At 72.4% G+C, this 23834-nt stretch carries 28 protein-coding genes; 16 read left to right on the forward strand and 12 right to left on the reverse strand.

Annotated elements, in window-relative coordinates:
* Positions 1-8: 8 nt before the first annotated feature.
* From ACK8GG_RS03170 to ACK8GG_RS03180, 3 genes are all read right to left on the reverse strand, one after another.
* Complete coding sequence (locus tag ACK8GG_RS03170; protein WP_440354152.1) at positions 9-854, reverse strand: SDR family NAD(P)-dependent oxidoreductase; 846 nt, start codon at positions 852-854, stop codon at positions 9-11.
* 145 nt (positions 855-999) lie between these two features.
* The gene (locus tag ACK8GG_RS03175; RefSeq protein ID WP_440355483.1) at positions 1000-1680 is read right to left on the reverse strand and encodes a DUF4190 domain-containing protein; all 681 of its coding nucleotides are present in this window, start codon (positions 1678-1680) and stop codon (positions 1000-1002) included.
* Between the two features lie 94 nt (positions 1681-1774).
* Positions 1775-2242 (reverse strand): DUF4190 domain-containing protein, encoded by a 468-nt coding sequence (locus tag ACK8GG_RS03180; protein WP_440355484.1) that lies wholly within the window; start codon positions 2240-2242, stop codon positions 1775-1777.
* 227 nt (positions 2243-2469) lie between these two features.
* Here ACK8GG_RS03180 and ACK8GG_RS03185 point away from each other — a divergent pair, with 227 nt between their 5' ends.
* A complete protein-coding gene (locus tag ACK8GG_RS03185; protein ID WP_440354149.1) occupies positions 2470-3288 on the forward strand; it encodes an SDR family NAD(P)-dependent oxidoreductase in 819 nt (272 codons plus the stop codon).
* A 70-nt stretch (positions 3289-3358) separates the two neighbouring features.
* On the opposite strand, the gene ACK8GG_RS03190 is transcribed toward ACK8GG_RS03185, so the two are convergent.
* Positions 3359-3901: a DUF4190 domain-containing protein gene (locus ACK8GG_RS03190; protein ID WP_440355485.1), complete on the reverse strand. Its 543-nt coding sequence runs from the start codon at positions 3899-3901 to the stop codon at positions 3359-3361.
* Positions 3902-4333: 432 nt separating this feature from the next.
* Between ACK8GG_RS03190 and ACK8GG_RS03195 the strand changes: the two genes are divergently transcribed.
* Positions 4334-5530 (forward strand): acyl-CoA dehydrogenase family protein, encoded by a 1197-nt coding sequence (locus ACK8GG_RS03195; RefSeq protein WP_440348334.1) that lies wholly within the window; start codon positions 4334-4336, stop codon positions 5528-5530.
* Between the two features lie 236 nt (positions 5531-5766).
* Here ACK8GG_RS03195 and ACK8GG_RS03200 read toward each other — a convergent pair whose 3' ends face one another.
* From ACK8GG_RS03200 to trxA, 3 genes are all read right to left on the reverse strand, one after another.
* Positions 5767-6183, reverse strand: coding sequence for a CoA-binding protein (locus ACK8GG_RS03200; protein WP_440348333.1), 417 nt, complete (start codon positions 6181-6183; stop codon positions 5767-5769).
* A 127-nt stretch (positions 6184-6310) separates the two neighbouring features.
* Positions 6311-7348 carry an Rv2578c family radical SAM protein gene (locus ACK8GG_RS03205; RefSeq protein WP_440355486.1) on the reverse strand — a complete coding sequence of 346 codons (1038 nt, stop codon included), beginning with the start codon at positions 7346-7348 and terminating at the stop codon, positions 6311-6313.
* A gap of 105 nt (positions 7349-7453) precedes the next feature.
* Positions 7454-7816 (reverse strand): thioredoxin, encoded by a 363-nt coding sequence (trxA, locus tag ACK8GG_RS03210; protein WP_440354146.1) that lies wholly within the window; start codon positions 7814-7816, stop codon positions 7454-7456.
* Between the two features lie 506 nt (positions 7817-8322).
* On the opposite strand from trxA, the gene ACK8GG_RS03215 reads away from it, so the two are divergent.
* From ACK8GG_RS03215 to ACK8GG_RS03250, 8 genes are all read left to right on the forward strand, one after another.
* Positions 8323-8856 (forward strand): MaoC family dehydratase, encoded by a 534-nt coding sequence (locus ACK8GG_RS03215; RefSeq protein WP_440349199.1) that lies wholly within the window; start codon positions 8323-8325, stop codon positions 8854-8856.
* A gap of 194 nt (positions 8857-9050) precedes the next feature.
* Positions 9051-9551, forward strand: coding sequence for a hypothetical protein (locus tag ACK8GG_RS03220; protein ID WP_440355487.1), 501 nt, complete (start codon positions 9051-9053; stop codon positions 9549-9551).
* A 31-nt stretch (positions 9552-9582) separates the two neighbouring features.
* Positions 9583-10209, forward strand: a complete 627-nt coding sequence (locus tag ACK8GG_RS03225; protein WP_440354144.1) for a TrmH family RNA methyltransferase — start codon at positions 9583-9585, stop codon at positions 10207-10209.
* A gap of 401 nt (positions 10210-10610) precedes the next feature.
* Positions 10611-10769 (forward strand): hypothetical protein, encoded by a 159-nt coding sequence (locus ACK8GG_RS03230; RefSeq protein WP_440354143.1) that lies wholly within the window; start codon positions 10611-10613, stop codon positions 10767-10769.
* 8 nt (positions 10770-10777) lie between these two features.
* Positions 10778-11635: a PH domain-containing protein gene (locus tag ACK8GG_RS03235; RefSeq protein ID WP_440355488.1), complete on the forward strand. Its 858-nt coding sequence runs from the start codon at positions 10778-10780 to the stop codon at positions 11633-11635.
* 17 nt (positions 11636-11652) lie between these two features.
* Positions 11653-12582: a PHP domain-containing protein gene (locus ACK8GG_RS03240; RefSeq protein WP_440355489.1), complete on the forward strand. Its 930-nt coding sequence runs from the start codon at positions 11653-11655 to the stop codon at positions 12580-12582.
* Between the two features lie 32 nt (positions 12583-12614).
* On the forward strand, positions 12615-13229 hold the full coding sequence (locus tag ACK8GG_RS03245) for a MarC family protein (RefSeq protein WP_440348325.1): 615 nt from the start codon (positions 12615-12617) through the stop codon (positions 13227-13229).
* Between the two features lie 37 nt (positions 13230-13266).
* Positions 13267-14238 carry a RecB family exonuclease gene (locus ACK8GG_RS03250; RefSeq protein ID WP_440355490.1) on the forward strand — a complete coding sequence of 324 codons (972 nt, stop codon included), beginning with the start codon at positions 13267-13269 and terminating at the stop codon, positions 14236-14238.
* Between the two features lie 11 nt (positions 14239-14249).
* Here the strand turns inward: ACK8GG_RS03250 and ACK8GG_RS03255 are convergent, their stop codons facing one another.
* Positions 14250-15176, reverse strand: a complete 927-nt coding sequence (locus tag ACK8GG_RS03255; protein ID WP_440355491.1) for an oxygenase MpaB family protein — start codon at positions 15174-15176, stop codon at positions 14250-14252.
* 106 nt (positions 15177-15282) lie between these two features.
* Here ACK8GG_RS03255 and ACK8GG_RS03260 point away from each other — a divergent pair, with 106 nt between their 5' ends.
* Positions 15283-15765: a DUF2231 domain-containing protein gene (locus ACK8GG_RS03260; RefSeq protein ID WP_440355492.1), complete on the forward strand. Its 483-nt coding sequence runs from the start codon at positions 15283-15285 to the stop codon at positions 15763-15765.
* A 43-nt stretch (positions 15766-15808) separates the two neighbouring features.
* On the opposite strand, the gene ACK8GG_RS03265 is transcribed toward ACK8GG_RS03260, so the two are convergent.
* Complete coding sequence (locus tag ACK8GG_RS03265) at positions 15809-16405, reverse strand: hypothetical protein (protein WP_440354139.1); 597 nt, start codon at positions 16403-16405, stop codon at positions 15809-15811.
* A 40-nt stretch (positions 16406-16445) separates the two neighbouring features.
* On the opposite strand from ACK8GG_RS03265, the gene ACK8GG_RS03270 reads away from it, so the two are divergent.
* Positions 16446-16622 carry a hypothetical protein gene (locus tag ACK8GG_RS03270; RefSeq protein WP_440348321.1) on the forward strand — a complete coding sequence of 59 codons (177 nt, stop codon included), beginning with the start codon at positions 16446-16448 and terminating at the stop codon, positions 16620-16622.
* A 123-nt stretch (positions 16623-16745) separates the two neighbouring features.
* Here the strand turns inward: ACK8GG_RS03270 and ACK8GG_RS03275 are convergent, their stop codons facing one another.
* From ACK8GG_RS03275 to ACK8GG_RS03285, 3 genes are all read right to left on the reverse strand, one after another.
* Complete coding sequence (locus ACK8GG_RS03275; RefSeq protein ID WP_440354138.1) at positions 16746-17264, reverse strand: flagellar biosynthesis protein FlgA; 519 nt, start codon at positions 17262-17264, stop codon at positions 16746-16748.
* 238 nt (positions 17265-17502) lie between these two features.
* The gene (locus ACK8GG_RS03280) at positions 17503-17868 is read right to left on the reverse strand and encodes an FmdB family zinc ribbon protein (RefSeq protein ID WP_440354137.1); all 366 of its coding nucleotides are present in this window, start codon (positions 17866-17868) and stop codon (positions 17503-17505) included.
* Positions 17869-18005: 137 nt separating this feature from the next.
* Positions 18006-18620, reverse strand: coding sequence for a 5-formyltetrahydrofolate cyclo-ligase (locus ACK8GG_RS03285; protein ID WP_440354136.1), 615 nt, complete (start codon positions 18618-18620; stop codon positions 18006-18008).
* Positions 18621-18703: 83 nt separating this feature from the next.
* Between ACK8GG_RS03285 and ACK8GG_RS03290 the strand changes: the two genes are divergently transcribed.
* Genes ACK8GG_RS03290 through ACK8GG_RS03305 form a run of 4 tightly spaced genes read left to right on the forward strand, consistent with a single transcriptional unit; the run spans position 18704 to position 23832 of the window.
* Complete coding sequence (locus ACK8GG_RS03290) at positions 18704-20950, forward strand: sensor domain-containing diguanylate cyclase (protein WP_440355493.1); 2247 nt, start codon at positions 18704-18706, stop codon at positions 20948-20950.
* 9 nt (positions 20951-20959) lie between these two features.
* Positions 20960-21925: a UTP--glucose-1-phosphate uridylyltransferase gene (locus ACK8GG_RS03295; protein ID WP_440348316.1), complete on the forward strand. Its 966-nt coding sequence runs from the start codon at positions 20960-20962 to the stop codon at positions 21923-21925.
* Positions 21926-23206 carry a molybdopterin molybdotransferase MoeA gene (locus ACK8GG_RS03300; RefSeq protein WP_440348315.1) on the forward strand — a complete coding sequence of 427 codons (1281 nt, stop codon included), beginning with the start codon at positions 21926-21928 and terminating at the stop codon, positions 23204-23206.
* Positions 23203-23832 (forward strand): GNAT family N-acetyltransferase, encoded by a 630-nt coding sequence (locus ACK8GG_RS03305; protein ID WP_440355494.1) that lies wholly within the window; start codon positions 23203-23205, stop codon positions 23830-23832. The genes ACK8GG_RS03300 and ACK8GG_RS03305 overlap by 4 nt, the downstream gene beginning before the upstream one ends.
* The last annotated feature ends 2 nt before the right edge of the window (positions 23833-23834 follow it).

Below are 23834 nucleotides of genomic sequence, written 5' to 3' on the forward strand. Positions count from 1 at the left end.
CCGGGGGCTCAGCTCAGGCCGACGGCCTTGCTGCTGGCTTCCCAGAGCCGCGCGGCCAGCTGCGGGTCGGCGGCCTTGGGCAGCGGCCGGCGCCGTCTGCGGTTGGCGTAGTAGGCCCCGTCGACCAGTTGCCGCGCGTCGGTCTCCGCCAGCCAGAGCAGCGTGTCGGCGCCCTGTTCCGGCGTACGCAGCAGCGGCGCGATCCGCATGCCCCAGGCCACCAGCCGGCTGTCGGCGGCGAACCGGGTCCGCACCACCCCGGGGTGGAAGCAGTAGGACTCCACCTCCGGCCAGCGGCGGGCCGCCTCGGCGGTGAAGAGGATGTTCGCCTGCTTGCTGGTGCCGTACGCCCGCAGCGACCGGTACCGCCGCAGTGGCGCGTTGAAGTCGTCCGGGTCCAGGGCTCCGCTGCGGTGCGCGCCGGAGGCGGTGTTGACGATGCGCCCCACCCGGTCTTGCAGCAGGTTGCTCAGCAGGAACGGCGCCAGGTGGTTGGCCTGGATGGAGAGTTCGAAGCCGTCGATCGTGGTGACGGGGGTGAGCACGATCGCCCCGGCGTTGTTGGCGAGCACGTCGATGTGGTCGTAGCCGGCGCGGAGCTTCTCCGCCAGCCGGCGCACGTCGTCCAGGACGGCGAAGTCGGCGCGGAACAGCTCCGGTTTCACCCCGCCGGCCTCGTGCACCTGCTCACCGGCGGCCCGCAGCCGCGCCGGGTCCCGGCCGACCAGTGCGAGCCGGTCACCGCGCCGGGCCAGGGCGGTCGCCGCGGCGAGCCCGATCCCGGAGCTCGCGCCGGTGACAACGACCAGCCGCCGGAGTGCCGGCTCCGTCACGCCTTCATCTACGCCCGTCATGGCCTGAGGCTAGCGCGTCGGGGGGATCGCGACGGAGGCCGCCGCCGCGGCTGCGCCACTGTGGCCCGGCCCAGTTGCCGCTCCTGGCCGGTCGCCGCTCCCGTCGGCTCAGGCCACAGTGGAAGCCGGTGGTCTCCTCGCGCCGTCAGTACCCCGTGCTCGGCTGATTGACGGCGAAGACGACAAGGACGACGAAGAAGGCGACGATGAGCAGGCCGAGGGCCGTGGCGATCCAGCCGACGATGATTCCGGCGAGCGCCATCCCGTCCCCGCCCTCGCCCCGTTCGCGGATCTGCTTACGGCTGACGTGACCGAGGATGGCACCGACGACGCCGATCAGTCCGCCGACTCCATAGCAGGTCAGGAAGAGGATCGCGGAGATCGAGACGACCATCGACCCGATCGCCATGCCGTTGGTGGGAGCCGGCACCGGATATCCGGGGTAACCGAAGCCGTACGGCCCGGGCTGGGGGGAGCCGTACGGACCCGGCTGCGGGTAGCCGTACGGAGCCGGCTGGGCGGGGACGACGTACGGGTCGGCCGGGTTCGCGTACGGGTTGGCCGGGTTGGCGTACGGGTTCGCGCTCACCTGTTGCGGCACCACGGCCGTGGGAGGCTCACCGCCGAACGGCTGGGGTTCGGCGCTGACCGGCCGGGCGGGGTCCGCGTACGGGTCGACGCTGACCGGCTGGACCGGGTTCGTGTACGGGTCCGCGCCGAAGGTGGGTGCCGGCGCGGAGCTGACCGGCTCCGGGGCGGGGAAGGCGTCCGGGGTCGGCGGCGGGTTGGCCGAGGGGTCCTGCCACGCAGGCTGCGGATTGGTCATCGTCGCTCCAACATCGTTTCGAGGGCGGCAACAGGGTAGCGGTGACGCTCGACCGCGGCGGAGCCGCGACGTGCGGGGTCGCCGCTGGGCACGTTCACGGCGCGAAGGCGAGGTCCCCCAGGGCGCTGAAGATGATCAGGCCGATGCCGGCAGCGATCCAGCCGATGATGATCCCGGCGATCGCCAGCCCGTCCCCCTCCTCGTCCCGTTCGCGGATCTGCCGGCGGCTGACGTGGCCGAGGATGGCGCCGGCCATGCCCACCAACCCGCCGATGCCCAGGCAGGTCAGCAGGAAGAACCCGCCGACCGAGAGGATGAGGGAGCTGATCGCCAGGCCGTTGGTCGGTGTCGTCTCCGGGGGAGGCCCGGGCTGGGCATAGCCGTACGGGCCGGGCCAGACGGCCGGCGGCGCCCAGGGGGCAGGCGCTGCCCAGGGGGCAGGTGGCGCGGAGGAGGCCGGTGGCGCCGAGACGGCCGGTGGCGCCGAAGGGACCGGTGGCGCGGAGGGGACCGGTGGCGCGGAGGGGGCCGGTGATTCGGCGGGCGGTTGTGGATTGGTCATCATCGCTCCAACATCATGATCAGCGGCCGGAACAGGGTAGCGGCCTAGATCGACATTGGGTGGCCCCGAGGCGAAGCGGTGGGATCCGGATTTGTCGGCGGAGCCGGCTCCGGTGAGGACCGCCCTTCGCCGGCAACGGCGACGCAGGTCGCAACTGGACGTCGGAGAGTGGTCATGCCTGTGCGTCGCGTTGCCGCGGTGCCGGTGCGCAGGGCAGGATCGCGGCCATGACAGTCGAGGCGGGGGCGGAACGAACCGACGACGCGGTGCCGCTCACCGAAGTGGTCACCATGCGGCTCGAGGGGCGCGTCGCGCTCGTGACGGGGGCCGGCAGCCCGGACGGGATCGGCTACGCCACCGCGCGTCGCCTGGTCGAGCTGGGGGCGCGGGTGGCCATCGTCTCCACCACCCGCCGCATCCACGAACGGGCCACCGAACTCGGCGCGACCGGTTTCGTCGCCGACCTCACCGACGAGGCGGAGGTCGGGGCGCTTGCCGACGCTGTCGTCGACCACCTCGGCGACGTGGAAGTGCTGGTCAACAACGCCGGCCTGGCGAGCCGGGCAAGTCCGGAGGTGCTGCGTCCGGTGGCGGAGCTGACGTACGACGAGTGGCGGGCCGAGATCGACCGCAACCTGAGCACCGCGTTTCTCTGCAGCCGCGCGTTCATCGGCGGGATGGCCGAGCGCGGCTGGGGGCGCATCGTCAACCTGGCCGCCACCACCGGACCGGTCAACGCCTTCCCGACCGAGGCGGCGTACGCCGCGGCGAAGGCCGGGGTGGTGGGGCTGACCCGCGCGCTGGCGATGGAGATGATCGCCGACGGCGTCACCGTCAACGCCGTCGCGCCCGGCACGATCTACACGGCCGCGTCGACCGTCGCCGAGCTGCGCAAGGGCATGGGTACGCCGGTGGGACGGCCGGGCACACCGGACGAGGTGGCCGCCGCGGTGGCATTCCTCTGCGCGCCAGCCGCCTCGTACATCACCGGTCAGCTGCTGGTCGTCGACGGCGGCAACAGCGTCCGGGAGGCGCAGTTCCGCTGAGGCAGGGTGCCCCGCCGACGTCCGGTGGTGCCGGACGTCGGCGGGATGCGGGCCGGCTCGCGGGTGCCGGTCAGTAGGTGCCGGGCTGGCCTTCGGAGACGGCCCAGCCGATCAGGCCGATGTAGCCGCAGCAGGCGAGGAGAGCGAGGCCGGTGAAGACGTAGCCGAGGATCATGCCCCACTTGGCCAGCGGCTCTCCCTCCTCGCCGCTCTCCCGGACCTGCTTGAGGGCGATGTGCCCCATGACGATGCCGGCCACGGGGAAGACGAACGCGAAGACCAGGGCGAGGATCGCGAGGACGTTGGTCTTGTTGCCCGGCGGGGGCGCGCCGTAGCCGTAGCCGTACGGCGGCTGGCCGCCGGCAGGCTGCTGGCCGTACTGGGCGCCGCCCCACTGCTCCTGCCCCGGCTGCCCCGGCTGCCCCGGCTGGCCCGGCTGTCCTGGCTGCCCCGGCTGCGGCCACTGGCCCTGCTGCGGCCACTGCCCCTGGCCGTACGCGGGTGGCTGCTGCTGCTCGCCGTAGGGCTGCTGGCCGGGTGTCGCCCACTGGTCCGGCGCGCCGGAGCGGGGCGCGTTCGGGTCCTGCGGGTCGTGGCTTGGTGGCTGGGTCATGCGACTGCCGTCCTCATGCTCAATGGCGACCGGATCGCCCCGTTGATCGGATGCTGGCTACATCCTGCCTGGGGCGGATCCATGATCACAGACCCTCGTCGGCGAGTCCGCCGACCAGGACGGGCAACGACCCTCGTCAGTCGTCATCTTCGATCTGCGCCGCCCGCGTCGGTCCGGGCACTTCGCCGGCGCGCGGGCGGGTGGCGGACCCGTTCGTGCGGCTTGTCATGCGCCTTTCGTGCGGCTTGTCGTGCGGTGTCAGGCCGGTTGATTACGGCAGGGGCTTGCCTGCGGGTGCCGCAGCGGTGAACCTTTTCACAGGGAATGCATGGACTGCCCGGGTTGGCTCGCGTCGTATGCCGGCCGGATACTTACCGCGCCACCAGTTACTCGTGAGTACGCCACCCCCTGAACCCTCCGGAGGCTCTGAACATGGCCCGACTCGCCCAGACCCCAGGGCTGACCGACGTCCAGCGGTCGATCCTCGAGACCGTCCGGGAGTTCGCCGACAAGGAAATCATCCCGCACGCGCAGCAGCTGGAGAAGGCTGACGAGTACCCGGCCGACATCCTCGCCGGCATGAAGGAGATGGGCCTGTTCGGCCTGACCATCGACGAGCAGTACGGCGGCCTCGGCGAGTCGCTGCTGACGTACGCGCTGGTGGTCGAGGAGCTCTCGCGGGGCTGGATGTCGGTCTCCGGGATCGTCAACACCCACTTCATCGTGGCGTACCTGATCTCCAAGCACGGCTCTGAGGAGCAGAAGCAGCGGCTGCTGCCGAAGATGGCCACCGGCGACGTCCGGGGCGCCTTCTCGATGTCGGAGCCGGAGTGCGGTTCCGACGTCTCGGCGATCAAGTCGAAGGCGGTCAGGGACGGCGACGACTACGTCCTCAACGGCCAGAAGATGTGGCTGACCAACGGGGCGTACTCCTCGGTGGTGGCGACCCTGGTCAAGACCGACACCGGCGCCGACTCGGTCTACGGCAACATGAGCACCTTCCTGCTGGAGAAGGAGCCGGGCTTCGGCGAGACCGCCCCGGGCCTGACCATCCCCGGCAAGATCGAAAAGATGGGTTACAAGGGCGTCGAGACCACCGAGATGATTCTCGACGGGGTTCGGGTGCCCGACAGCGCCGTCCTCGGCGGCGGCGACAAGGTCGGCCGCGGCTTCTACCAGATGATGGACGGCATCGAGGTCGGCCGCGTCAACGTGGCCGCCCGCGCCTGCGGCATCTCGATCCGCGCCTTCGAGCTGGCCATCGCCTACGCCCAGCAGCGGCAGACCTTCGGCTCGCCGCTGGCCAAGCACCAGGCCATCGCCTTCAAGATCGCCGAGATGGGTACGAAGATCGAGGCGGCGCACGCCCTGATGGTCAACGCCGCGCGCCTCAAGGACGCCGGGCAGCGCAACGACGTCGAGGCCGGCATGGCGAAGCTGATCGCCTCCGAGTACTGCGCCGAGGTCGTCCAGGAGTCGTTCCGCATCCACGGCGGCTACGGCTACTCCAAGGAGTACGAGATCGAGCGGCTCATGCGTGAGGCGCCGTTCCTGCTCATCGGCGAGGGCACCTCGGAGATCCAGAAGACGATCATCTCCCGGGGCCTGCTCAAGGAGTACAAGCTCTGACCTCTCCCCGGAGAGGACGACCTGCAACGTAGGCGGGGCGGTGCGACAGCACCGCCCCGCCTTGGCGCTTGTCTGTCTTCCACGCCGTCATGATCGTTAGTTGATTTCCAGTGTTTTTCCCCTGTCAGAACACTGGAAATGAACTAACGATCTTCGTGTGGCGGCCGGCGCCGATCTTCGGGTGGCGGCCGGCGCAGGGTGCGTCCGGATCAGGGGTGCGGGCTTGTGGCGCTGGTTTACCGGCGGGGGGTGGGGCCGGTGAGGGCGGCGACGGCGCGTTCGACGGCGAGGCAGCGGTCTTCGACGTAGTCGATGCCGGCTTCCTCGGCGATTCGGCGGGCCTGCGGGGAGACGATGCCGAGCTGGAGCCAGACCGCCGGCGCGCCGATCTCCACCGCCTGCCGGACCACGTCGAGGGCGTCGTCCGCGGGGCGGAAGACGTTGACCAGGTCGACCGGGAACGGGATGTCGGCCAGCGAGCGGTAGACCCGCTCGCCGAAGAGTTCGTCGGCGCTGGGGTTGACCGGGACGATCCGCCAGCCGTACCGCTGCATCTGCAGCGGGACGCTGTGTGCGGGCTTGCCCGGGTCGCGGGAGGCGCCGACCACGGCGATCACGGCGGAGTCGGCGAGGAGTTCGGCGATGCTGCGCATCGTGCGACTGTAGCGCCGCCGCCCGGTCAGCAGACCGTAGCGCCGCCGTCCGGTCAGGAGGCCGCCGGTCCGGTCAGGAGGCCGCAGCGCCGCTGTCCAGTCAGTACGGAGTAGACCCGCCGTCCGGTCAGAGCAGGGTGAGCTGCTCGGCGGCTGGGGTCTGCGGCAGGTCGCGGTTCGGGTTGCCCTCGGCGCGGTGCAGTCCGTGCCGGCGGGCGGCCATCCGCACCCGGGCGGTGACTTCCCGCTGGTACGCCTGCGGCAGGTACGACCCGCTGCGGAACAGCTCGCGGTAGCGGGGAACGAGATGGGGGAAGGTCTTGGCGAGCCACTGGGCATACCACTCGCGGGCGCCGGGGCGCAGGTGCAGCGGCAGCGGCGTCAGGCTGGTCGCCCCGGCTGCGGCGATCGCCGAGACGGTGGCGTCGATCGCCTCGTCGGTGTCGGTGAGGCCGGGCAGGACCGGCGCCATCAGCACGCCGACAGAGAACCCGGCGTCGGTGAAGGCCCGGACCGCGTCGAGCCGTCGTCGTGGGCTCGGGGTGCCGGGTTCGACGGCCCGCCACAGTGCTTCGTCGACGAACCCGATCGAGAAGGAGATGCCGACCGGGGTGACCTCGGCGGCCCGGCGCAGCAGGGGCAGGTCGCGCAGGATCAGCGTGCCCTTGGTGAGGATGGAGAAGGGGTTGGCGAAGTCGGTGAGCGCACCGATGATCTGCGGCATCAGCTTGTAGCGCCCTTCGGCGCGCTGGTAGCAGTCGACGTTGGTGCCCATGGCGATGTGCTGCCGCTGCCATCGCGGCGCCGCCAGCTCCCGGCGCAGCAGCTCCCCGGCGTTGACCTTGACGATCACCCGCTGGTCGAAGTCGACCCCGGCGTCCATGTCGAGATAGGTGTGGGTGTTGCGCGCGAAGCAGTAGACGCAGGCGTGGGAGCAGCCGCGGTACGGGTTGATGGTGTATTCGAAGGGCACCCGGGAGGTGCCGGGGACCCGGTTGACGATCGACTTCGCCTGGATCTCGTAGAAGGTCATCCCGGCGAACTCGGGGGTGTCGAATGTCCTGGTGACCGCAGCGGGCAGCGCCAGTGGCAGGGGTGGAGCCACTGGCGCTGCCCCCGGCGAGGGCGTCCCGTCCGGGGGAGCGGCGAGGCTGTCCCAACGCATGCCTAATTCGAACACACGTTCCAATGGATGGCAAGCGCCCGGTCGACATCGCGCCGGACATGCCGCGGCCCCGGCCGAGTGGTCGACCGGGGCCGCGGCGGTGCCTCAGGACTCGGTGGCCGAGACCTTCTGCCGGACCTCGTCCATGTCCAGGGCCTGGACCTGTTCGATGAGGTTCTCCAGCGCGGACTCCGGCAGCGCACCCGGCTGGGCGAAGACGATGATGCCGTCGCGGATGGCCATGATGGTCGGAATCGACCGGATGTCGAACTGCGCGGCGATGGCCTGCTGCGCCTCGGTGTCGACCTTGCCGAAGACGATGTCGGCGTGCTTCTCGGAGGAGCGCTCGTAGACCGGGGCGAACTGCCTGCACGGACCGCACCATTCGGCCCAGAAGTCCACCAGCACGATGCCCTCCTGGCCGGTCACCTCTTGGAAGTTGCCGGTGGTCAGTTCCACGGTTGCCATGTGTCCACTCCGCTCGGCTCGAGTATCTGTGCTCGTTGAAACTCCGGATGGCCCTGCGGAAATTCCCTGCGTGGTGACCCTGAAACCGCGGGTGGGTTGCCCGGGCATGCGTTTGCACTCTGCAAATGCGTCACTGAGCGTGACTCGGGGAGCGCTCATCCGCGCGGCCGCCCTGCCGGCGCCGAGCCTCGCTCAAACCCCCCCACCACCGGCCATTACCCGCCGTCAGCAGGGCCTACGCTGGGTCAGGTCACGAATTGGCAAATGTGATCCCGATCTCTTTGGGAACTCTTTCGGTAACTACTGCGCGTACGGCAGAATCTAGCCATCAAAGCGTGGGCGGCGGGTGCCGGGGAGGGCCCCGCCGCTCATTGCGTCCGCCGATGATTTTGGCGAATCCCGCGTGAGTGTCTGCTCCGGCGTGGCTGTGAAATTTCCCGCGATGCCCGCCCTGGCTCCTCAAGTTACCCATCGGTACGGCATGCTGATCCCTACTCCGTCGCCGTCTGTCGAAGGGCACAACGATGCAGTTCGGTCGCTACTACGAGGAGTTCGAGGTCGGCGCGGTCTACCGGCACTGGCCGGGCAAGACCGTCACCGAGTACGACGACCACCTCTTCTGCCTGCTCACCATGAACCACCACCCGCTGCACATCGACTCGCACTACGCCGAGACGAACACGCAGTTCAAGAAGAACGTGGTGGTCGGCAACTACATCTACTCGATCCTGCTGGGGATGTCCGTGCCGGACGTCAGCGGCAAGGCCATCGCCAACCTGGAGATCGAGTCGCTGCGCCACGTGCACCCGACCTTCCACGGCGACACCATCTACGGCGAGACGACCGTGCTGGACAAGCGCGAGTCCGCCTCGAAGCCCGACCGGGGCGTCGTGGCCGTGGAGACCCGCGGTTACAACCAGGACGGCACGCTGGTCTGCGTCTTCCGCCGCAAGGTGATGGTCCCCAAGAAGGAGTACGCCGTCGCCAACGCCCCCGAGGGCGTCGACCCCGAGCGTCCGAGCTTCCCCGACCCGCGCTGACCGCACCCGCGCTGACCGCACCCGCGCTGGCCCGGGCCGTGCTGACCCGACCCGCGCAGCCGGGCCGCGAAGCCGACCCGCGCTGACCTGGACCGCGTGCGGTCGACCGTACGAGCGGTGAACCGCCCCCGTCCATTCCGGCGGGGGCGGTTCGTTTTGCCACCTTTCGTCATATGCTGACGCCGGAGGTACCGATGAGTCACTCCGCTGCCGGTGGGCCCGAACGCCCCGGTCGTCGTGGCACCTCGCTCGGTACGGCGCTCTATTCGGCCGCCGAGTGGCGGCTGCTCGCCCGCCTGCCCGGAAGGGTCATGGTGGTCAGCGCGACACGCCGGGTCGCCGAGCCGGTCGCGCCGGGCCTGGCCGGCCTGGAGGGCATCGCCGCCGGTCGCGCCTCCGACAGTGACCTGGTCCGCGCCGTCGTCGCCGCCGTCTACGCCGAGGCCGAGGTCGCATCGGAGACGTACGCGCAGGTCAACACGGTCGACAAGGTGTTCGCCGAGTGTGCTCGTGCGGTCGAGGTGCTGACGGGTCGGGCCGATCCGGCAGATTCGGCGGCGTACCGGCAGTGGGTCCAGTCGGTGGCTGCGCGGGTCTGCCGGGCGGCGCGGCCGGAGGCGGCCGACGGCGGGGCCGACCCGGACGATCAGCGTTTCCTGGCGCAGCTCGGTGCGGCCCTGGGGCTCTGCCCGTAGCCGTCGGCGCGGGCCGTACCCTCTGCAGAACGTGACGGATGAGCAGCTGGACGTGGGTGTCGGGCCGTGGCCGGGCGAGCCGCCGACGGATCCCCGCTACGACCCGGAGCTGCTCGCCAACGGCGACCGGCGCAACGTGGTGGACCGGTACCGCTACTGGCGGCGGGAGGCGGTGGTCGCCGACCTGGACCACCGCCGGCACGGCTTCCACGTCGCGATCGAGAACTGGCAGCACGACTTCAACATCGGCACGGTGGTGCGCAACGCCAACGCCTTCCTCGCCGCCGAGGTGCACATCGTCGGCCGCCGCCGCTGGAACCGGCGCGGCGCGATGGTGACCGACCGCTACCAGCACGTACGCCATCACGAGACGATCGCCGACTTCGTCGCCTGGGCCCAGCGGGAGGAGCTGCCGATCGTCGGGATCGACAACCTGCCCGGCTCGCGGCCGATGGAGACGACGGTGCTGCCCCGGCGCTGTGTGCTGCTCTTCGGCCAGGAGGGCCCGGGGCTCTCCGACGCGGCACGGGCGGCCTGCGATCAGCTCTTCTCGATCGCCCAGTACGGCTCGACCCGATCGATCAACGCCGGTGTCGCCAGCGGGATCGCCATGCACGCCTGGATCCGGGAACACGCCGGCCCGCCGCCCGCGCAGTGATCCAGGGGGCCGCTGCCCGCCGTCTCGCCGGCCGCGGCGCCGGTGGCAGTGCGGGCCGCCTTGACCCGGAGGCGCCGGCCGCCGTGCCGGTCGCTGTCCACTGTGGCCAACGCCATCGCCGTGGGCCCGGATGCGACACGCAAGACACTCGGGGTTTGGGGCCGCATGAGATAGCCTCTCAGCGAGCGCGCGGTTGCTCCTCGCGATCGGACACCAGCGGGTGTTCGCCGGGCGGAGCTGCCCGTGCTCGGATGTGGAGCGAGACGTCCGATCCTCCAGAAGGCTGCAAATGCCGGACGGAATAGCGGATTTCGCCGCTCGGCATTCATACTGGAAGATGTCGTCAGTAGGTTCAGGCGCTGCGGTGACACCACCGGCGCCGCGCGGAGAGGAGGACCCCGATGGTCAAGAAGGTCCTCACGTGGCTGGGACTCGCCTTTCTGATCTTCTTCATCGCCTACAACCCCAACTCCGCGGCGGACGTCTTCAAGTCCCTCGGCGGCGGCATCATGGACGTCGCCGTGGGATTCGGTGACTTCTTCACCAATCTCGTCGCCTGACCGGACCGATGGGATATCCGCCCGAGCCGCCGGAGCCCAGCGACGACGAAGGTCGCCGCCGGGAACGCGACACCGAGCCCATCGCCCGTGACCGACCCGGTCAGGGCGGCGGCGACGATCCAAGCTCGCCGTACGGACGCGACAGTAGCGGCTATCCGACCGCCGGCGGCGGCGATGGCTACCCCGACGAGCCGGTCGAGCGCACCACCTGGGTCTACGACCAGCAAACCGACTTCATCTCCGAAGAGGAGCTCGCCGGCCTGCGGGCCGAGGCGGGCACCCCGCTGGCGACCCGCCGGGTTCTGCCGCTGGAGGACGAGCCGAGCACGCTCGTCGCCCGCTATCTCTTTCCGACCGAGCGCTATCGCGGGGAGTGGAAGCGGCACTGGATCCACCTGACCACCCCGATCCTGGTCGGGGTGATCGCCACCTTCGTGCTCGGCTACCTCTCCGGGTTCCTGGCCGGCCGCGACAGCGGGGCGCTCACCACCGCCGCGGTCCTGCTCTGGTTCGGGATCATGGGCTGGGTGGCCTGGAAGATCGCCGACTGGTGGTACGACCGCTTCATCCTGACGAACAAACGGGTGATGGTGGTCAACGGCATCATCACCCGCAAGGTCGCGATGATGCCGCTGACCCGCGTCACCGACATGAAGTACGAGCAGTCGCCGACCGGCCGGGCACTAAACTACGGCACCTTCGTGCTGGAGTCCGCCGGCCAGGAGCAGGCGCTGCGGGAGGTCAAGAATCTCCCCAATCCGAACGAGCTCTACCTGCGCGTCGTCGAAGAAATGTACGAGCCGCAGGCCGTCGAGGCCCGGCTGGGCAAGGAAGCCGACGAGGCCAAGAGCGACGACGGGGCGTGAGCAGCTAGCGTCGGGTGATGCCCCCCGACACGTACTCCCCGGCGGGTGCCGGCGGCGCCGGCCCGCGCATCGACCTGCACGCGCACTCCACCGCCAGCGACGGCACCTGCACCCCGGCCGAGCTGGTCCGGGCCGCAGCCGACGCCGGGCTGGACGTGGTCGCGATCACCGACCACGACACCACCGACGGCTGGGAGCCGGCGCTGCGGGCGTTGCCACCGGGCCTGACCCTGGTACGCGGCGCGGAGCTCTCCTGCCGCTGGTCCGACGGCGGCCGGCCGATCTCACTGCACCTGCTGGCGTACCTCTTCGACCCGGCGGACCCGGCGTTGTGCGCGGAGCTGGCGCGGGTGCGGGCGTCGCGGGAGCTGCGCGGTGAGCGGATCGTGGAGCTGCTGCGCGCCGATGGCATCGCCGTGGAGTGGGCCGAGATCCTCGCCAGTGCGGCCGGCGGCACTGTCGGCCGGCCGCACATCGCCGCCGCGCTCATCCGGGCCGGGCTGGTGACCAGTACCACCGAGGCGTTCGAGGCGCGCTGGCTCGGCGAGCGCTACCGGCTGCCGAAGGAGGACATTGACGTCTTCCGCGCCGTCGAGCTGGTGCGGGCCGCCGGGGGCGTACCGGTCTTCGCCCACCCGAAGGCCACCCGCCGGGGGCCGGTCGTCCCCGACTCGTTGATCGTCGAGCTGGCCGAGGTGGGCCTGGTGGGGGTGGAGGCCGACCACGAGGACCACTCGCCCGCCGAGCGGGAACACGTGCGGTCCCTGGCCGACCGGCTGGGCCTGGTGGTGACCGGTTCGTCGGACTTCCACGGCACCCACAAGACGGTACGACTCGGCGCGCACACCACCAGCCTCAAGGCGTACGAGCGGATCGTCGCCGCGGCGCGGGGGGGTGACGCCGGTCGTCGGGGGGTGACGCCGGTCGCTTCGGGCCGAACCCGTTAGACGCGGCAGATGGCGTGACTACCGTTGATCACGTGGACATGAAACTGTTTGTCGAGGCCTTCGTGACGTTGATCGTCATCACCGACCCCCCGGGCATGATGCCGATCTTCCTCGCGTTGACCGGATCGTTCTCCGCCCGGGAACGGAACCGGGCGGCCTGGCAGGCGGTGGCGCTCGCGCTCGGGGTGATCGTGCTCTTCGCGGTCGCGGGGCAGACGATCCTGAACTACCTGCACGTCGACCTGCCGGCGCTGCAGGCCGCCGGCGGGCTGCTGCTGATCCTGGTGGCGCTGGAGCTGATGACCGGCAAGACCGACGACCCGAACCAGCAGGCGACCTCCAACATCGCGCTGGTGCCGCTGGGCACCCCGTTGCTGGCCGGTCCCGGCGCGATCGTGGCGATCATGCTCTTCGTGCAGCGGGCCGACGGCACGGCCGACTATCTCACCATCGCCGCCGCGCTGCTCGCGGTGATGCTCTCGGTCTGGCTGGTGCTGCGCTTCTCCGGCGGCATCGTCAAGATCCTGCGGCCGGGCGGCATCGAGGTGCTCACCCGCATCGCCGGCCTGCTGCTGGCCGCGATCGCGGTCCAGCTCATCGCCGACGCCATCGCCGCCTTCGTCACCGCGTACCTGAACCCGGTCTGAGTCGGGAATGTCGGGGCCGGGTGGCAGTATCACGGGCATGGACGGGGAGAGGGAGCCGGGCCCAGCGCGCCGGGCCGCCGCACCACAACCGCGCACGGGTGGCCAGCCGCACACAGGCGGGCGAGCGCGTGCGGGCGGGCAGTCGCGGGCGGCCGCGCCGGAGCAGCTCGGTTTCGACGGGATGCCGGAGCGGCTCTTCGTCTGCACCCCCAGCAAGCTCGGCACGTACGCCGACTGCCCGCGCCGCTACCGCTACTCCTACCTCGATCGGCCGGCCCCGCCGAAGGGCCCGCCGTGGGCACACAACTCGCTCGGTTCCAGCGTGCACAACGCGCTGCGCGCCTGGTATGCCCTGCCGCCGCAGCGCCGCCGTCCGGAGGCCGTCGTCGGCCTGCTCAAGGGGAGCTGGGTCACCGAGGGCTACCGCGACGACGCGCAGGAGCGGGCAGCTTTCGACCGGGCGCTGAGCTGGCTGGAGTCCTACCTGGCGGAGCTGGACCCGGCGGCCGAGCCGATCGGCGTGGAGCGTGTCGTCGCGGTCAAGACCGGGGTGCTGGCCTTCAACGGCCGGGCCGACCGGATCGACTCCCGGCCCGGTGAGAACGGGCCGGAGCTGGTGATCGTCGACTACAAGACCGGGCGCAGCGGCCTGGACGCCGACGACGCGCGCGGCTCGCAGGCGCTGGCGCTCTACGCCTACGCCGCCGAGCGGGTCTTCCGCCGTCCCTGCCGGCGGGTGGAGCTGCACCACCTGCCGACCGGCACGGTCGCCGCCCACGAGCACACCCCCGAGTCGCTGCAGCGGCAGGTGACCCGGGCCGAGCAGACCGCCCGCGACATCGTCGCCGCCGAACGGGAACTCGCCGACGGCGTCGCGCCGGACGCGGCTTTCCCGGCCACCCCGAGCAACCGCTGCGGCTGGTGCGACTACCGGCGCAACTGCCCGGAGGGGTCCGGTGTCCCCGGGCAGGACCCGTGGGCGGCCGTGGAGCGGGCCGCGGCGGCCTGAGCCGCCACCGCTCAGACCGCGATCGTCTCCGCCGTCAGCTTGGCCTGCGGCCGCGTCTCTCGTGCCGGTTCCTCTTGCGCGGGCTTCTCCCCGGCGGCGGTGTGCCGGGCGGCGCGTTCCATCGCCGACCGGTAGACATCACCGGCGATCAGACTGTGCGGGATCGCGCGCAGCGCCAGTCGCAGCATGCGCGCGTTCAGGTCGCCGTAGAGCGCCGTGGTCGGCAGGCCGAGCGTGCCGTAGAGGCGCTGCGCCCACGACGGCAGCAGGGCGTACGCGGTCGAGGCGACGCCGAGGTACGCCCAGCGCGCCGGGCCGAGGTTCAGGCTCCAGCGCAGCGGCGCGTTCAGCTTGCCGGGCGCCGGCGGCGCGGTCAGGAAGAACGCGGTCCGTGCCGCGTCGGGGGTCATCCGCAGCTCGGGACGGATCTGCGCGTAGTAGTCGGCGATTTCGGCGGCGCTGCCCGGGACGGTCTGCGGGTCGAGCCCGACCAGGGCGGCGGCCCGGCGCTGCTCGGCGTAGTAGCCGTCGATCTCCGCCGGGGTGAGCCGCTTGCCGGCCCGCGTGACGGTGGTCAGGAACGACTCGACCTCGGTGACGTGCACCCAGCGCAGCAGCTCCGGGGAGTCGATGCGGAACTCCGTACCGGTGAAGGGGTCTCGGGCGCGCATGCGGGCGTGCATCTGACGCAGGCGCCGCCCGGCGGTCTGCGCCTGCCCGGTGGTGCCGTAGATGACGGTTGCCACGTAGTCGCTGGTGCGCGCCAGCCGCCCCCACGGGTCCTGCTGGTAGCTGCTGTTCTGCGCCACGCCCGCCATCGCCCGGGGGTGCAGCGCCTGCAGGTAGAGCGAGCGGAGCCCGGCGAGCAGCAGGATGGGTTCGCCGTGCAGTTTCCAGGTGACCGAGCCGGGGCCGAACAGACCGAGATCCTCGTCCATTGCCCAAGAGTGCCACGCGCCGCTGCGCACGGCATTCACCGCGGGCTTTCAGGTACGGCCCGTACGCTGGCCGCCGCTGAAGTGATCGACCTGGTGGAGGTGTGGATTGTTCCGCGAGTTGCTCGGCCTGCCGGCCCACCCGCTGATGGTGCACGCCGCGGTGGTCTTCGTGCCGCTGCTGGCGTTGCTGGCCGTTGTCTACACCGCGGTGCCGCGGTGGCGTACGCGTACCGGCTGGGCGGTGGCGATCCTGGCGGTCGTCGCCCCGGTCAGCGCCCTGATCGCGAAGCTCTCCGGCGAGGAACTGGAACGGGTGCTGATCGACAGCGGCTACCCGCCGGAGATCCTCAACGAGGTGAGCCGGCACGCCGATCAGGGCGACACGACCTTCTGGCTGGCGTTGGCGCTCGCGCTGGTCATGGCGGTGGTGCTGGTCCTGGCCAGTGGTCGGCTCCGGGGTGTGCGCCTGCCGGGCTGGTTCACCCCGCTCGCGGCGCTGGTGGTGGCGGTGCTCGGCGCGGTCACCGTCTACTACGTCTTCCTGACCGGTGACAGCGGCGCCCAGGCGGTCTGGCGGGGAGTGCTCTGACCCGGCAGGCGGGCGCTGTCGTCGCGGGGGCGGGGCGTCCGTCTCAGAAGATGATCCGGGCGCAGAGCAGGAACATCAGCACCATGCAGATGGCCCCGGCGAGCATCCCGACGCCGTAGGTGACGGTCCGGGCGTCCTGCTCGGCCTCGTCCAGCGCGGCGGCGTCCTGGGGTGGCAGCGGCCGGGGCGGCTGGGCGCGCAGGTGCAGCGGCGGCCGCCAGCCGGGCGGCGGACGCAGGTTCCGCGGCGGTCCGGCGTAACCGGCAGCCGGTGGGGTGGCCGGCGGGTCACCGAGCCCGCACGAGCCGAAGCCGGTGCCACCGTGAGAGCTCACGGCGGTGCCGCCGCGCCCGTTGGTGCCAGGCCCGGGGGCCGCGGGCGGCCGCGCCCAGAACGCCTCTTCGTGCCGGGCGTGGACCCGGGACCCGTCGCGAAGAGCAGAGGGTTGACTCGCCCTGGCAGGGCCGCCGTGTTCGCCCGCGTCACTGCGCCCGCCGGAGCCCGAGCCCTCACCACCACCAGAGCCCTCACCACCACCGATGCCGCCGCCACCGATGCCGGAGCCCGGGCCGGCGTCGTCCGGGCCGTCGGGGCGGCGCCAGGGGGTGTCGTCGGCGGACAGATCACGGGGGGTCGTCACGCCGTCTGACGCTACCAACACCCGGGTAGGCTTGTCGGTCGTGAGCAGGCTTGAGCAGCCGTCGGAACGTACCGACGACGACCGCACCGTTGAACTCGTCGACGAGGTGGCGGTCATCCCCGACCAGACCGCCGACGACACCGACCGTGGCTGGGGCGAGTACGCCGACAGCAACGACGACCGTCTCCTCGCCGACCGCCCCCCACACTGGGGCTGATCCGCCCGCTGGGCTGATCACCGGCAAGGGTGGATCACTCGCCACCGGCGGGGGTGCATCACTCGCGCCATCGCCATCGCCATCGCCATCGCCATCGCCCGCGCTGGGGCTGGTCGTCCGCGCTCATTCGCGTACGACGATCGCGAAGCGGCTCCCCTCGGGCTGGGCGATCGTCGCCTGCGCCTGGGCCGGTTTCAGGGCCAGATAGAGCGCGGAGCCGATCTCGCCGGCGTCGCCGGTGAGCACGTCCAGCACCAGGGCCCGGCCGGCGAGCAGCAGCGGCTCTCCGCCGGGCTTCTGTACGCCCGCCGGTGGCACGGCCAGCAGATCGACCCGGGCACCCGGGCGTACGGCGGTGAGCGCGGCGGGGTCGGCGAGGCGGACCGGCACGCCGACCGTGCCGGCCGGCAGCGTCAGGGTTGCCGACGGCGACACCGATGGCGACGGGCCGTCGGTGGAGGCGGTGACCGGCGCGCAGGGGCTGACCGGTTCGGCGGACCAGAGGATCGCGGCGGCGACCGCGAGCAGGGCCCCGACCGCGGCGAGGCGCAGCATGGTCGCCCGGCGCAGCCAGTGGGGTGGCCACCGGGCCGGCCGCAGATCCTCTTCCGCGGCCGCTCGTTGCCGTGCCCGGGTCCGCATCGCGCCTCCCTCGCCTCGCCGCGCCGGGTGGCGCGGGCGATCGGCAGGAGACTAGGCGCGGCCTCCGGGCGGAGGCAGGCAACGACCGGCGGCCCTGTGGACAACCCTCAGGCTGTGGACAACCAGCCCGCGCGGCGACGGCCGTAAGACGGGCGGCCGCGCAGACCGTCAGTCGACGCAAGGTTGTCAGGCGGGCACGGCCGTTCAGACCGCGCAGGCTGTGAGGCGACGACTGCCGTCAGGCGGCGGAGGCGGCCGGCTTGGCGGTCGAGGTGCTGCCGGCGGAGGAGCCGGAGTCGCTGCTGCTCGAGGAGCCGGCGGAGCCGGACTTGCCGGAGTCGGACTTGGCCGAGTCGCCCTTGGCCGAGTCGCCCTTGGCGGAGTCGCCCTTGGCGACGGTGCTCGGCGGGGAGGATTCCTTGCCACCGTTGCGGGAGTCCGTGCGATAGAAGCCGGAGCCCTTGAAGACGATGCCGACCGAGTTGAAGACCTTGCGGAGCCGACCCTGGCACGCCGGGCACTCGGTCAGCGGGTCGTCGGCGAACGACTGCACCGCCTCGAGCTGGTTTCCGCACTCGGTGCAGGCGTACTGGTAGGTAGGCACGATCTCCTCCGATGGGCGGGCCGTATTGGCACTCGACGCATTCGAGTGCCAATGGTGCGGCATGAGGGCGCGATTCGTCCAGCCGACGGGCACGCGACACCCGTCACGCCGCTGCCCGGATTGTCCCAACAGGCGCATCATGCCGGAAACGGCACGAGCCCGTCGCCCGGGGTGACCGCCGCCCGCACCGGCCGGTCGTGCGGTTCGGCCGGCACCCGCGGCAGCAGCTCGCCGTCGTGCAGCAGCGCCACCACACACGTGCCGGCGCCGACCCGCGCCAGCGCCCGGTCGTAGGAGCCGCCCCCGCGACCCAGCCGCAGGCCCCGCCGGTCCACCGCCAGCGCCGGCACGATCACCAGCTCGGCGTCGGCCACCGCCGTGCGCCCGAGCCTCGGCCCCGGCGGCTCGCGCAGCCCCCGACCGGCCGCCACCAGGGGTTGCGCGCCGTCGTACACGGCCCAGTCCAGGTCCAGGTCGTCGCAGAGCACCGGCAGGAGCAGTTGCGCCGAGGGTGCCGCCGCGGCGAGCACCGCCGGCAGCGACGGCCCGCCCGGTTCGCTGCCCACCGGCACGTACGCGCTGATCCGCGCCGGCCGCAGCCGGGTCAGCAGCGCCGTCAGTGTGGCCTGGACCCGGGCGGCGGCCCGTTCCCGCTCCGCCGGGGTCAGCCGCCGACGGCGCGCGAGCAGTTCCGCGCGAAGGTCACGCTTGGTGAGCCGGTCCGCCTGCGCCGCGTCCGAAAAATCCATCACGCAACACCTTCTCCGGTAACGCGGGGATCGCGTCGGGCTGTGTCAGCATCCAAGCATTCGACGCGGAACCTCCGGGGGGAAGTGTGACGCTGCGCGGGCGACTGACCGCCGCCTTCCTCGCGGTGGTGCTCGGCCCGGTGCTGCTCGGCGCCTTCTTCGTCGCCGGGACCATGTCGCAGGTCGGGCACCAGCGTGCGGTGGAGCGCCTGGAACTCGCCGCCAACGCCGCGCGGACATCGGTGGGGGCGCTCTGCCGTCAGCTGCACGGGGCGGCCGACACGATCGCGGTCACCGCCGACCCGGCGCACCGGGCCGCCGCCGTCCGGCAGCTCGTCGGCCGCGGGGTCGCTGCCGCGATCGCCATCACCGACCCGGCCGGCCGGCCCGTCCTCACCAGCCCCGAGCAGCCCGTGCCGCAGTGGCTGGACTGCGCCGCGACCGGCCCGGCCACCGGCGGCGCGCAGGCGCTCGGGGTCCGCGTCGAGCTGCGGGACGGCACCGGGACGGTGACCGGGTCCGTCATCGCGCTCCAGCCGGTCGACCCCGGCTTCGTCGCCCGCCTCTCCGGAGTCACCGGCGCCGCGGTCACCCTGCTCACCGACACCGCCGGACCGCCGACCGCCGCCCAGACCACCGAGGCGGACGACGGCCGCGACGAGGTCCTCGCCACCGCCGCCGGGCTGCGCGGCGACGGCATCGCCGAGGCCGGCAACGGCCGCTACGTACGGCGGGTCGGCCCCGACGCCGAGCAGCCGCTGCCGCTGGTGCTCTCCGTGCCCGGCGACGCCGCCCAGGGCCGTTCCGCGGTGCTCATCGGCGCGGTGCTGCTCGCCGCCCTGCTGGCGGTCCTCGCCGCCCGGGCGCTCGCCCGCTCCACCACCCGGCCCCTCGACGACCTGGCGTACGCGGTGGAGCTCGTCGCCCAGGGCGACCTGACCGCGCGGGTCCCGGTCTCCAGTGGCGACGAGATCGGGCGGCTGGCGGCGACCTTCAACCGGATGACCCGGGAAACCCAGTCGTACGTGCAGGCGCTGACCGGCAGCCGCGACCAGCTGCGCGGCCATCTGGCGGTCCTGGGCGACATGCTCGCCAGCACCCACGACCTGCCCGGCATCCTGCGGGTGATCCTGCGCAGCGCGCTCGCCGCCACCGGCGCGCAGGCCGGCCTGGTGCTGCTGGTCGACCCCGGCAGCGGCACCCTCGTCGGCCAGTGCGGCGAAGGGTTGCAGGGGCGCTGGCCGCATCCGGCGGACCCCACCGAAGCGCAGGCGTCCCTGCGGGACCCGCGCGCCATCCGGGTGCCGATCGGTGTCGGCGTGATCGGCCGGGTCGCGGCCACCGGCGAACCCCGGCGCGGCCGGGTCGGCCCGGACCGGCCGTTGTCGCGCCAGGAACCGGCCTGCGAGACGTACGTGGCGGTGCCCTTCACCGCGCCGGGGGTGGCGACCGGGTTCGTCGCGCCCGCGCCGCGCAGCGCCTCCGGCGCGTTGGCGCCGAAGCCGACGGTGCTCGGGGTGCTGGTCCTCTACGACCGGCTCGGCTCCGACGAGTTCGCCGACGAGGACCTGCACACGCTGGGCACCTTCGCCGGGCACGCCGCCGTGGCGGTGGAGAACGTCCGGGTGCACGAGGAGGTGCAGCGGCTGTCGCTGACCGACCCGCTGACCGGGCTCTGGAACTACCGCTACCTGAAGGAGTCGCTGCACCGGGAGGTGGAGCGGGCCAGCCGCTTCGGCCGGATGCTCAGCGTCCTGGTGCTCGACCTCGACCGTTTCAAGGAGGTCAACGACACGTACGGGCACGCCGCCGGCGACGTGGTGCTGGCGGCCTTCGCCGGCCGGGTCCGCGGCGAGATCCGCGAGGTGGACCTGGCGTTCCGGCAGGGCGGTGAGGAGTTCGTGGTGCTGCTGCCCGAGACCGACGCCCCCGGCGCGGCCGTCGTCGCCGAACGGCTGGGCGCAGCGATCCGCGACACGCCGATCCCGGTGCAGCCGCACAGCGTCGGCGGGGTCACCCCGGCCGGCCCGGCGCTGATCGCGGTGACCGTCTCGATCGGCATCGCCGTCTTCCCCGACCACGCCGGCACCGGCCAGGAGGTCCTCGACGCCGCCGACGACGCGCTCTACGCCGCCAAGTCCGCCGGGCGGGACACGTACCGGATGGCGGTGCGGGCGCCGCGCGCCGACGGGCCGGTGCCGCCGACGGCGCCGGCGGGCCCGGGGACCGGCAGGCCGGAGCCGGTGGCGCCGCGCGCCGTGGAGGAGACGGCCGCCACCTCGAGTGGCGCGTCTTCGGTCCCACGACCGCCGCGATCCGGCCGTGGCGGATAGTCTCGCGACATGTCGGATCAACCAGAGACTGAAGTGACAGTGCACGCCGGAGCCACCACCGGGTCGACGCGGGCGGTCAAGGCGGTCATCCCGGCCGCAGGTCTGGCGACCCGATTCCTGCCGGCCACAAAGGCGGTGCCGAAGGAGTTGCTGCCGGTCGTGGACCGCCCGGTGCTCCAGTACATCGTCGAGGAGGCCACCGCCGCGGGAATCCGCGACGTCCTGCTGATCACCGGCCGGGGCAAGACCTCGATGGTCGACCACTTCGACCGCCGCCCCGACCTGGAGGCGCGGCTGGAGGAGAAGGGCGACGACGCGCGGCTCGCCGCCGTCCGCGGGCCGAGCGAACTCGCCGACATCTTCACCTGCCGCCAGCACGAGCAGCTCGGACTGGGGCACGCCGTGGGCTGCGCGCAGTCGCATGTGGGCGACGAGCCCTTCGCGGTGCTGCTCGGCGACGAGTTCGTCAAGCCCAGTGAGCCGCTGCTGCCGGCGATGCTGGAGCTGCAGGCGCGTACCGGCGGGGTGGTTCTCGCCTTCTTCGAGGTGCCGCCGGCGGAGACCAAGCGTTACGGCATCGCCTCGGTCGCGCCGACCGACGGCGAGTTCGCCGACCTCGGCGACGTGGTCGAGGTGACCGGCCTGGTCGAGAAGCCCGCGCCCGAGGAAGCCCCGAGCAACCTGGCGGTCCTCGGCCGTTACGTCCTGCCGGGCCGGATCTTCGAGGCGATCGCGCGGACCGAACCGGGCGCCGGTGGCGAGATCCAGCTGACCGATGCGATGGAGCTGCTGCGCGCCGAGGGCGTGCCGGTCCACGCGATCGTCTACCGCGGCACCCGCTACGACACCGGCATGCCGCTGGGCTACCTGCAGACCGTGGTGCAGATCGCCGCCGAGCGGGACGACCTGGGCGCCGAGTTCCGTGCCTGGCTGGCGGAGTTCGTCGCGTCCGACTCGCCCGGTGGGGCCCAATAGATGACAGCGACGGCCGACGCGGAGGCGGCCGCCAACGAGCTCACGCCGCTCGCCGACTACATCGGCAACGTGCTGCGCAGGTTGCGCGCGCTGCCCCCGCTCGACCTGGACCTGACCCAGGCGTACGGCAATGTCCTCGCCGAGGACGTGGTGGCGCCGCACGCCTTCCCGGCGTTCGACCAGGCCGCCGTCGACGGCTACGCGGCCCGCTGGGAGGACCTGACCACCGGCCGCCCCGGCGGCTCCGGCCGCGGCGTGCGGCTCAACGTCGTCGGTGACCTGGGCGCCTCCAGCTGGCGGCCGGTGCGGCTGACCCCCGGTAGCTGCTTCTCCGTGGCGGCCGGGGCGCCGCTGCCGCTCGGCGCCGACGTGGTGGTGCCGGTGGAGTGGACCGACCAGGGCATGGCCGCCGTGGAGATCTTCCAGGTGCCCAAGCGCGGGTACGGCGTACGCCGCGCCGGCGAGGAACTGCCCGTCGGCACGCTCCTGGCCCCGGCCGGCACGTACGTCTCCCCGGCGTTGGTGGCGGTGCTCGCCGCCACCGGCATCGGGCACGTCGCGGTGCGCGCCTGCCCGCGGGTGGTCGTCGTCGCCACCGGCGACGAGCTGGTCGACGTGGGCCGGGGCAGCCAGCCCGGCCAGGTGGTCGACGCCAACTCCCACGCCCTCACCGCGGCGGCGGCCGAGGTGGGGGCGCTGGCGTACCGGATCGGCATCTGCGACGACGACCCCGAGGGGCTGCGGGGGCTCCTCGAGGATCAGACGTTGCGCGCCGACCTGATCCTCACCACCGGCGGCACCGGCACCGGCCCCGGCGACATGGTGCGGCGCATCCTGTCACGCCGCGAGGGCAACCGCGCCGGTCCGGTAACATTCACCGACGTCGCGCTCTATCCCGGCGCGACGCTGGGCTTCGGTACGGTCGGCGCTGAGGAGGTGCCCGTGGTCTGCCTGCCGGGTGACCCGGGCGCGGCGCTGATCGGCTTCGAGGTGCTCGCCCGGCCCGTGATCCAGCTGCTCGCCGGCGCCGAGCCGTTCCGTCCCAGCGTGCGCGCGCACCTGCTGGAGACGATCACCTCCCCGGCGGGGCTGCGCGAGTTCCGCCCGGCGCACGTCGCCGAACGGCGTGGCGGCGGCTACACCGTCCAGCCGCTGCGCGGCGGGCCCTTCACCCTCTCCGGGCTGGCCGAGGCGAACGGGCTGCTGGTGCTGGGGGAGCGGGTCACCACCGCCGCCGCCGGCTCGACCGTGGACGTGCTGCTGCTGGACCGGCGCCGGTGAACTCCCTGGGCTGGCCGGTGGTGCTGACCGACGGGGTGGTGCGGCTGCGGCCGTACAAGCGCTCCGACGCGTACGACTGGACCGAGGTGCGGATCGCCAACGAGTCGTGGCTGGCCCCGTGGGAGCCGACCCCGCCCGGTTCGTGGCGGGAGTGCAACACCCCGTCGGTGTTCCGGCAGGTCCACCGGGAGCAGCGCCGCGCCGTCCGCAAGGGCGAGGCGATGCCGTTCGCGGTCTGCCTGCTGGAGCAGGGACGGGAACGCTACGTCGGGCACCTCAACCTGGGCAACATCGTCGGGCGGGCGTTCTGCTCCGCGTACGCCGGTTACTGGCTGGACGCGCGGGCCGCCGGGCACGGGGTGATGCCGACGGCGCTGGCGCTGGCGGTGGATCACGCGTTCCGGGTGGCGGGTCTGCATCGGATAGAGGTCAACATCCGGCCGGAGAACATGCCGTCGCGGCGGGTGGTGGAGAAGCTCGGCTTCCGCGAGGAGGCGTACCACCAGCGCTACCTGTTCATCAACGGCGGCTGGCGCGACCACATCGGATACGCGCTCACCAGCGAGGACGTCGAGGCCGAGGGCGGCCTGCTGGCCCGCTGGCACCGCCGCGCCGCACTGCGCTGACC

Origin of the sequence: Melissospora conviva, from assembly GCF_049523535.1 — a bacterium.
In the GTDB taxonomy this organism is placed as follows: Bacteria; Actinomycetota; Actinomycetes; order Mycobacteriales; family Micromonosporaceae; genus Melissospora; species Melissospora conviva.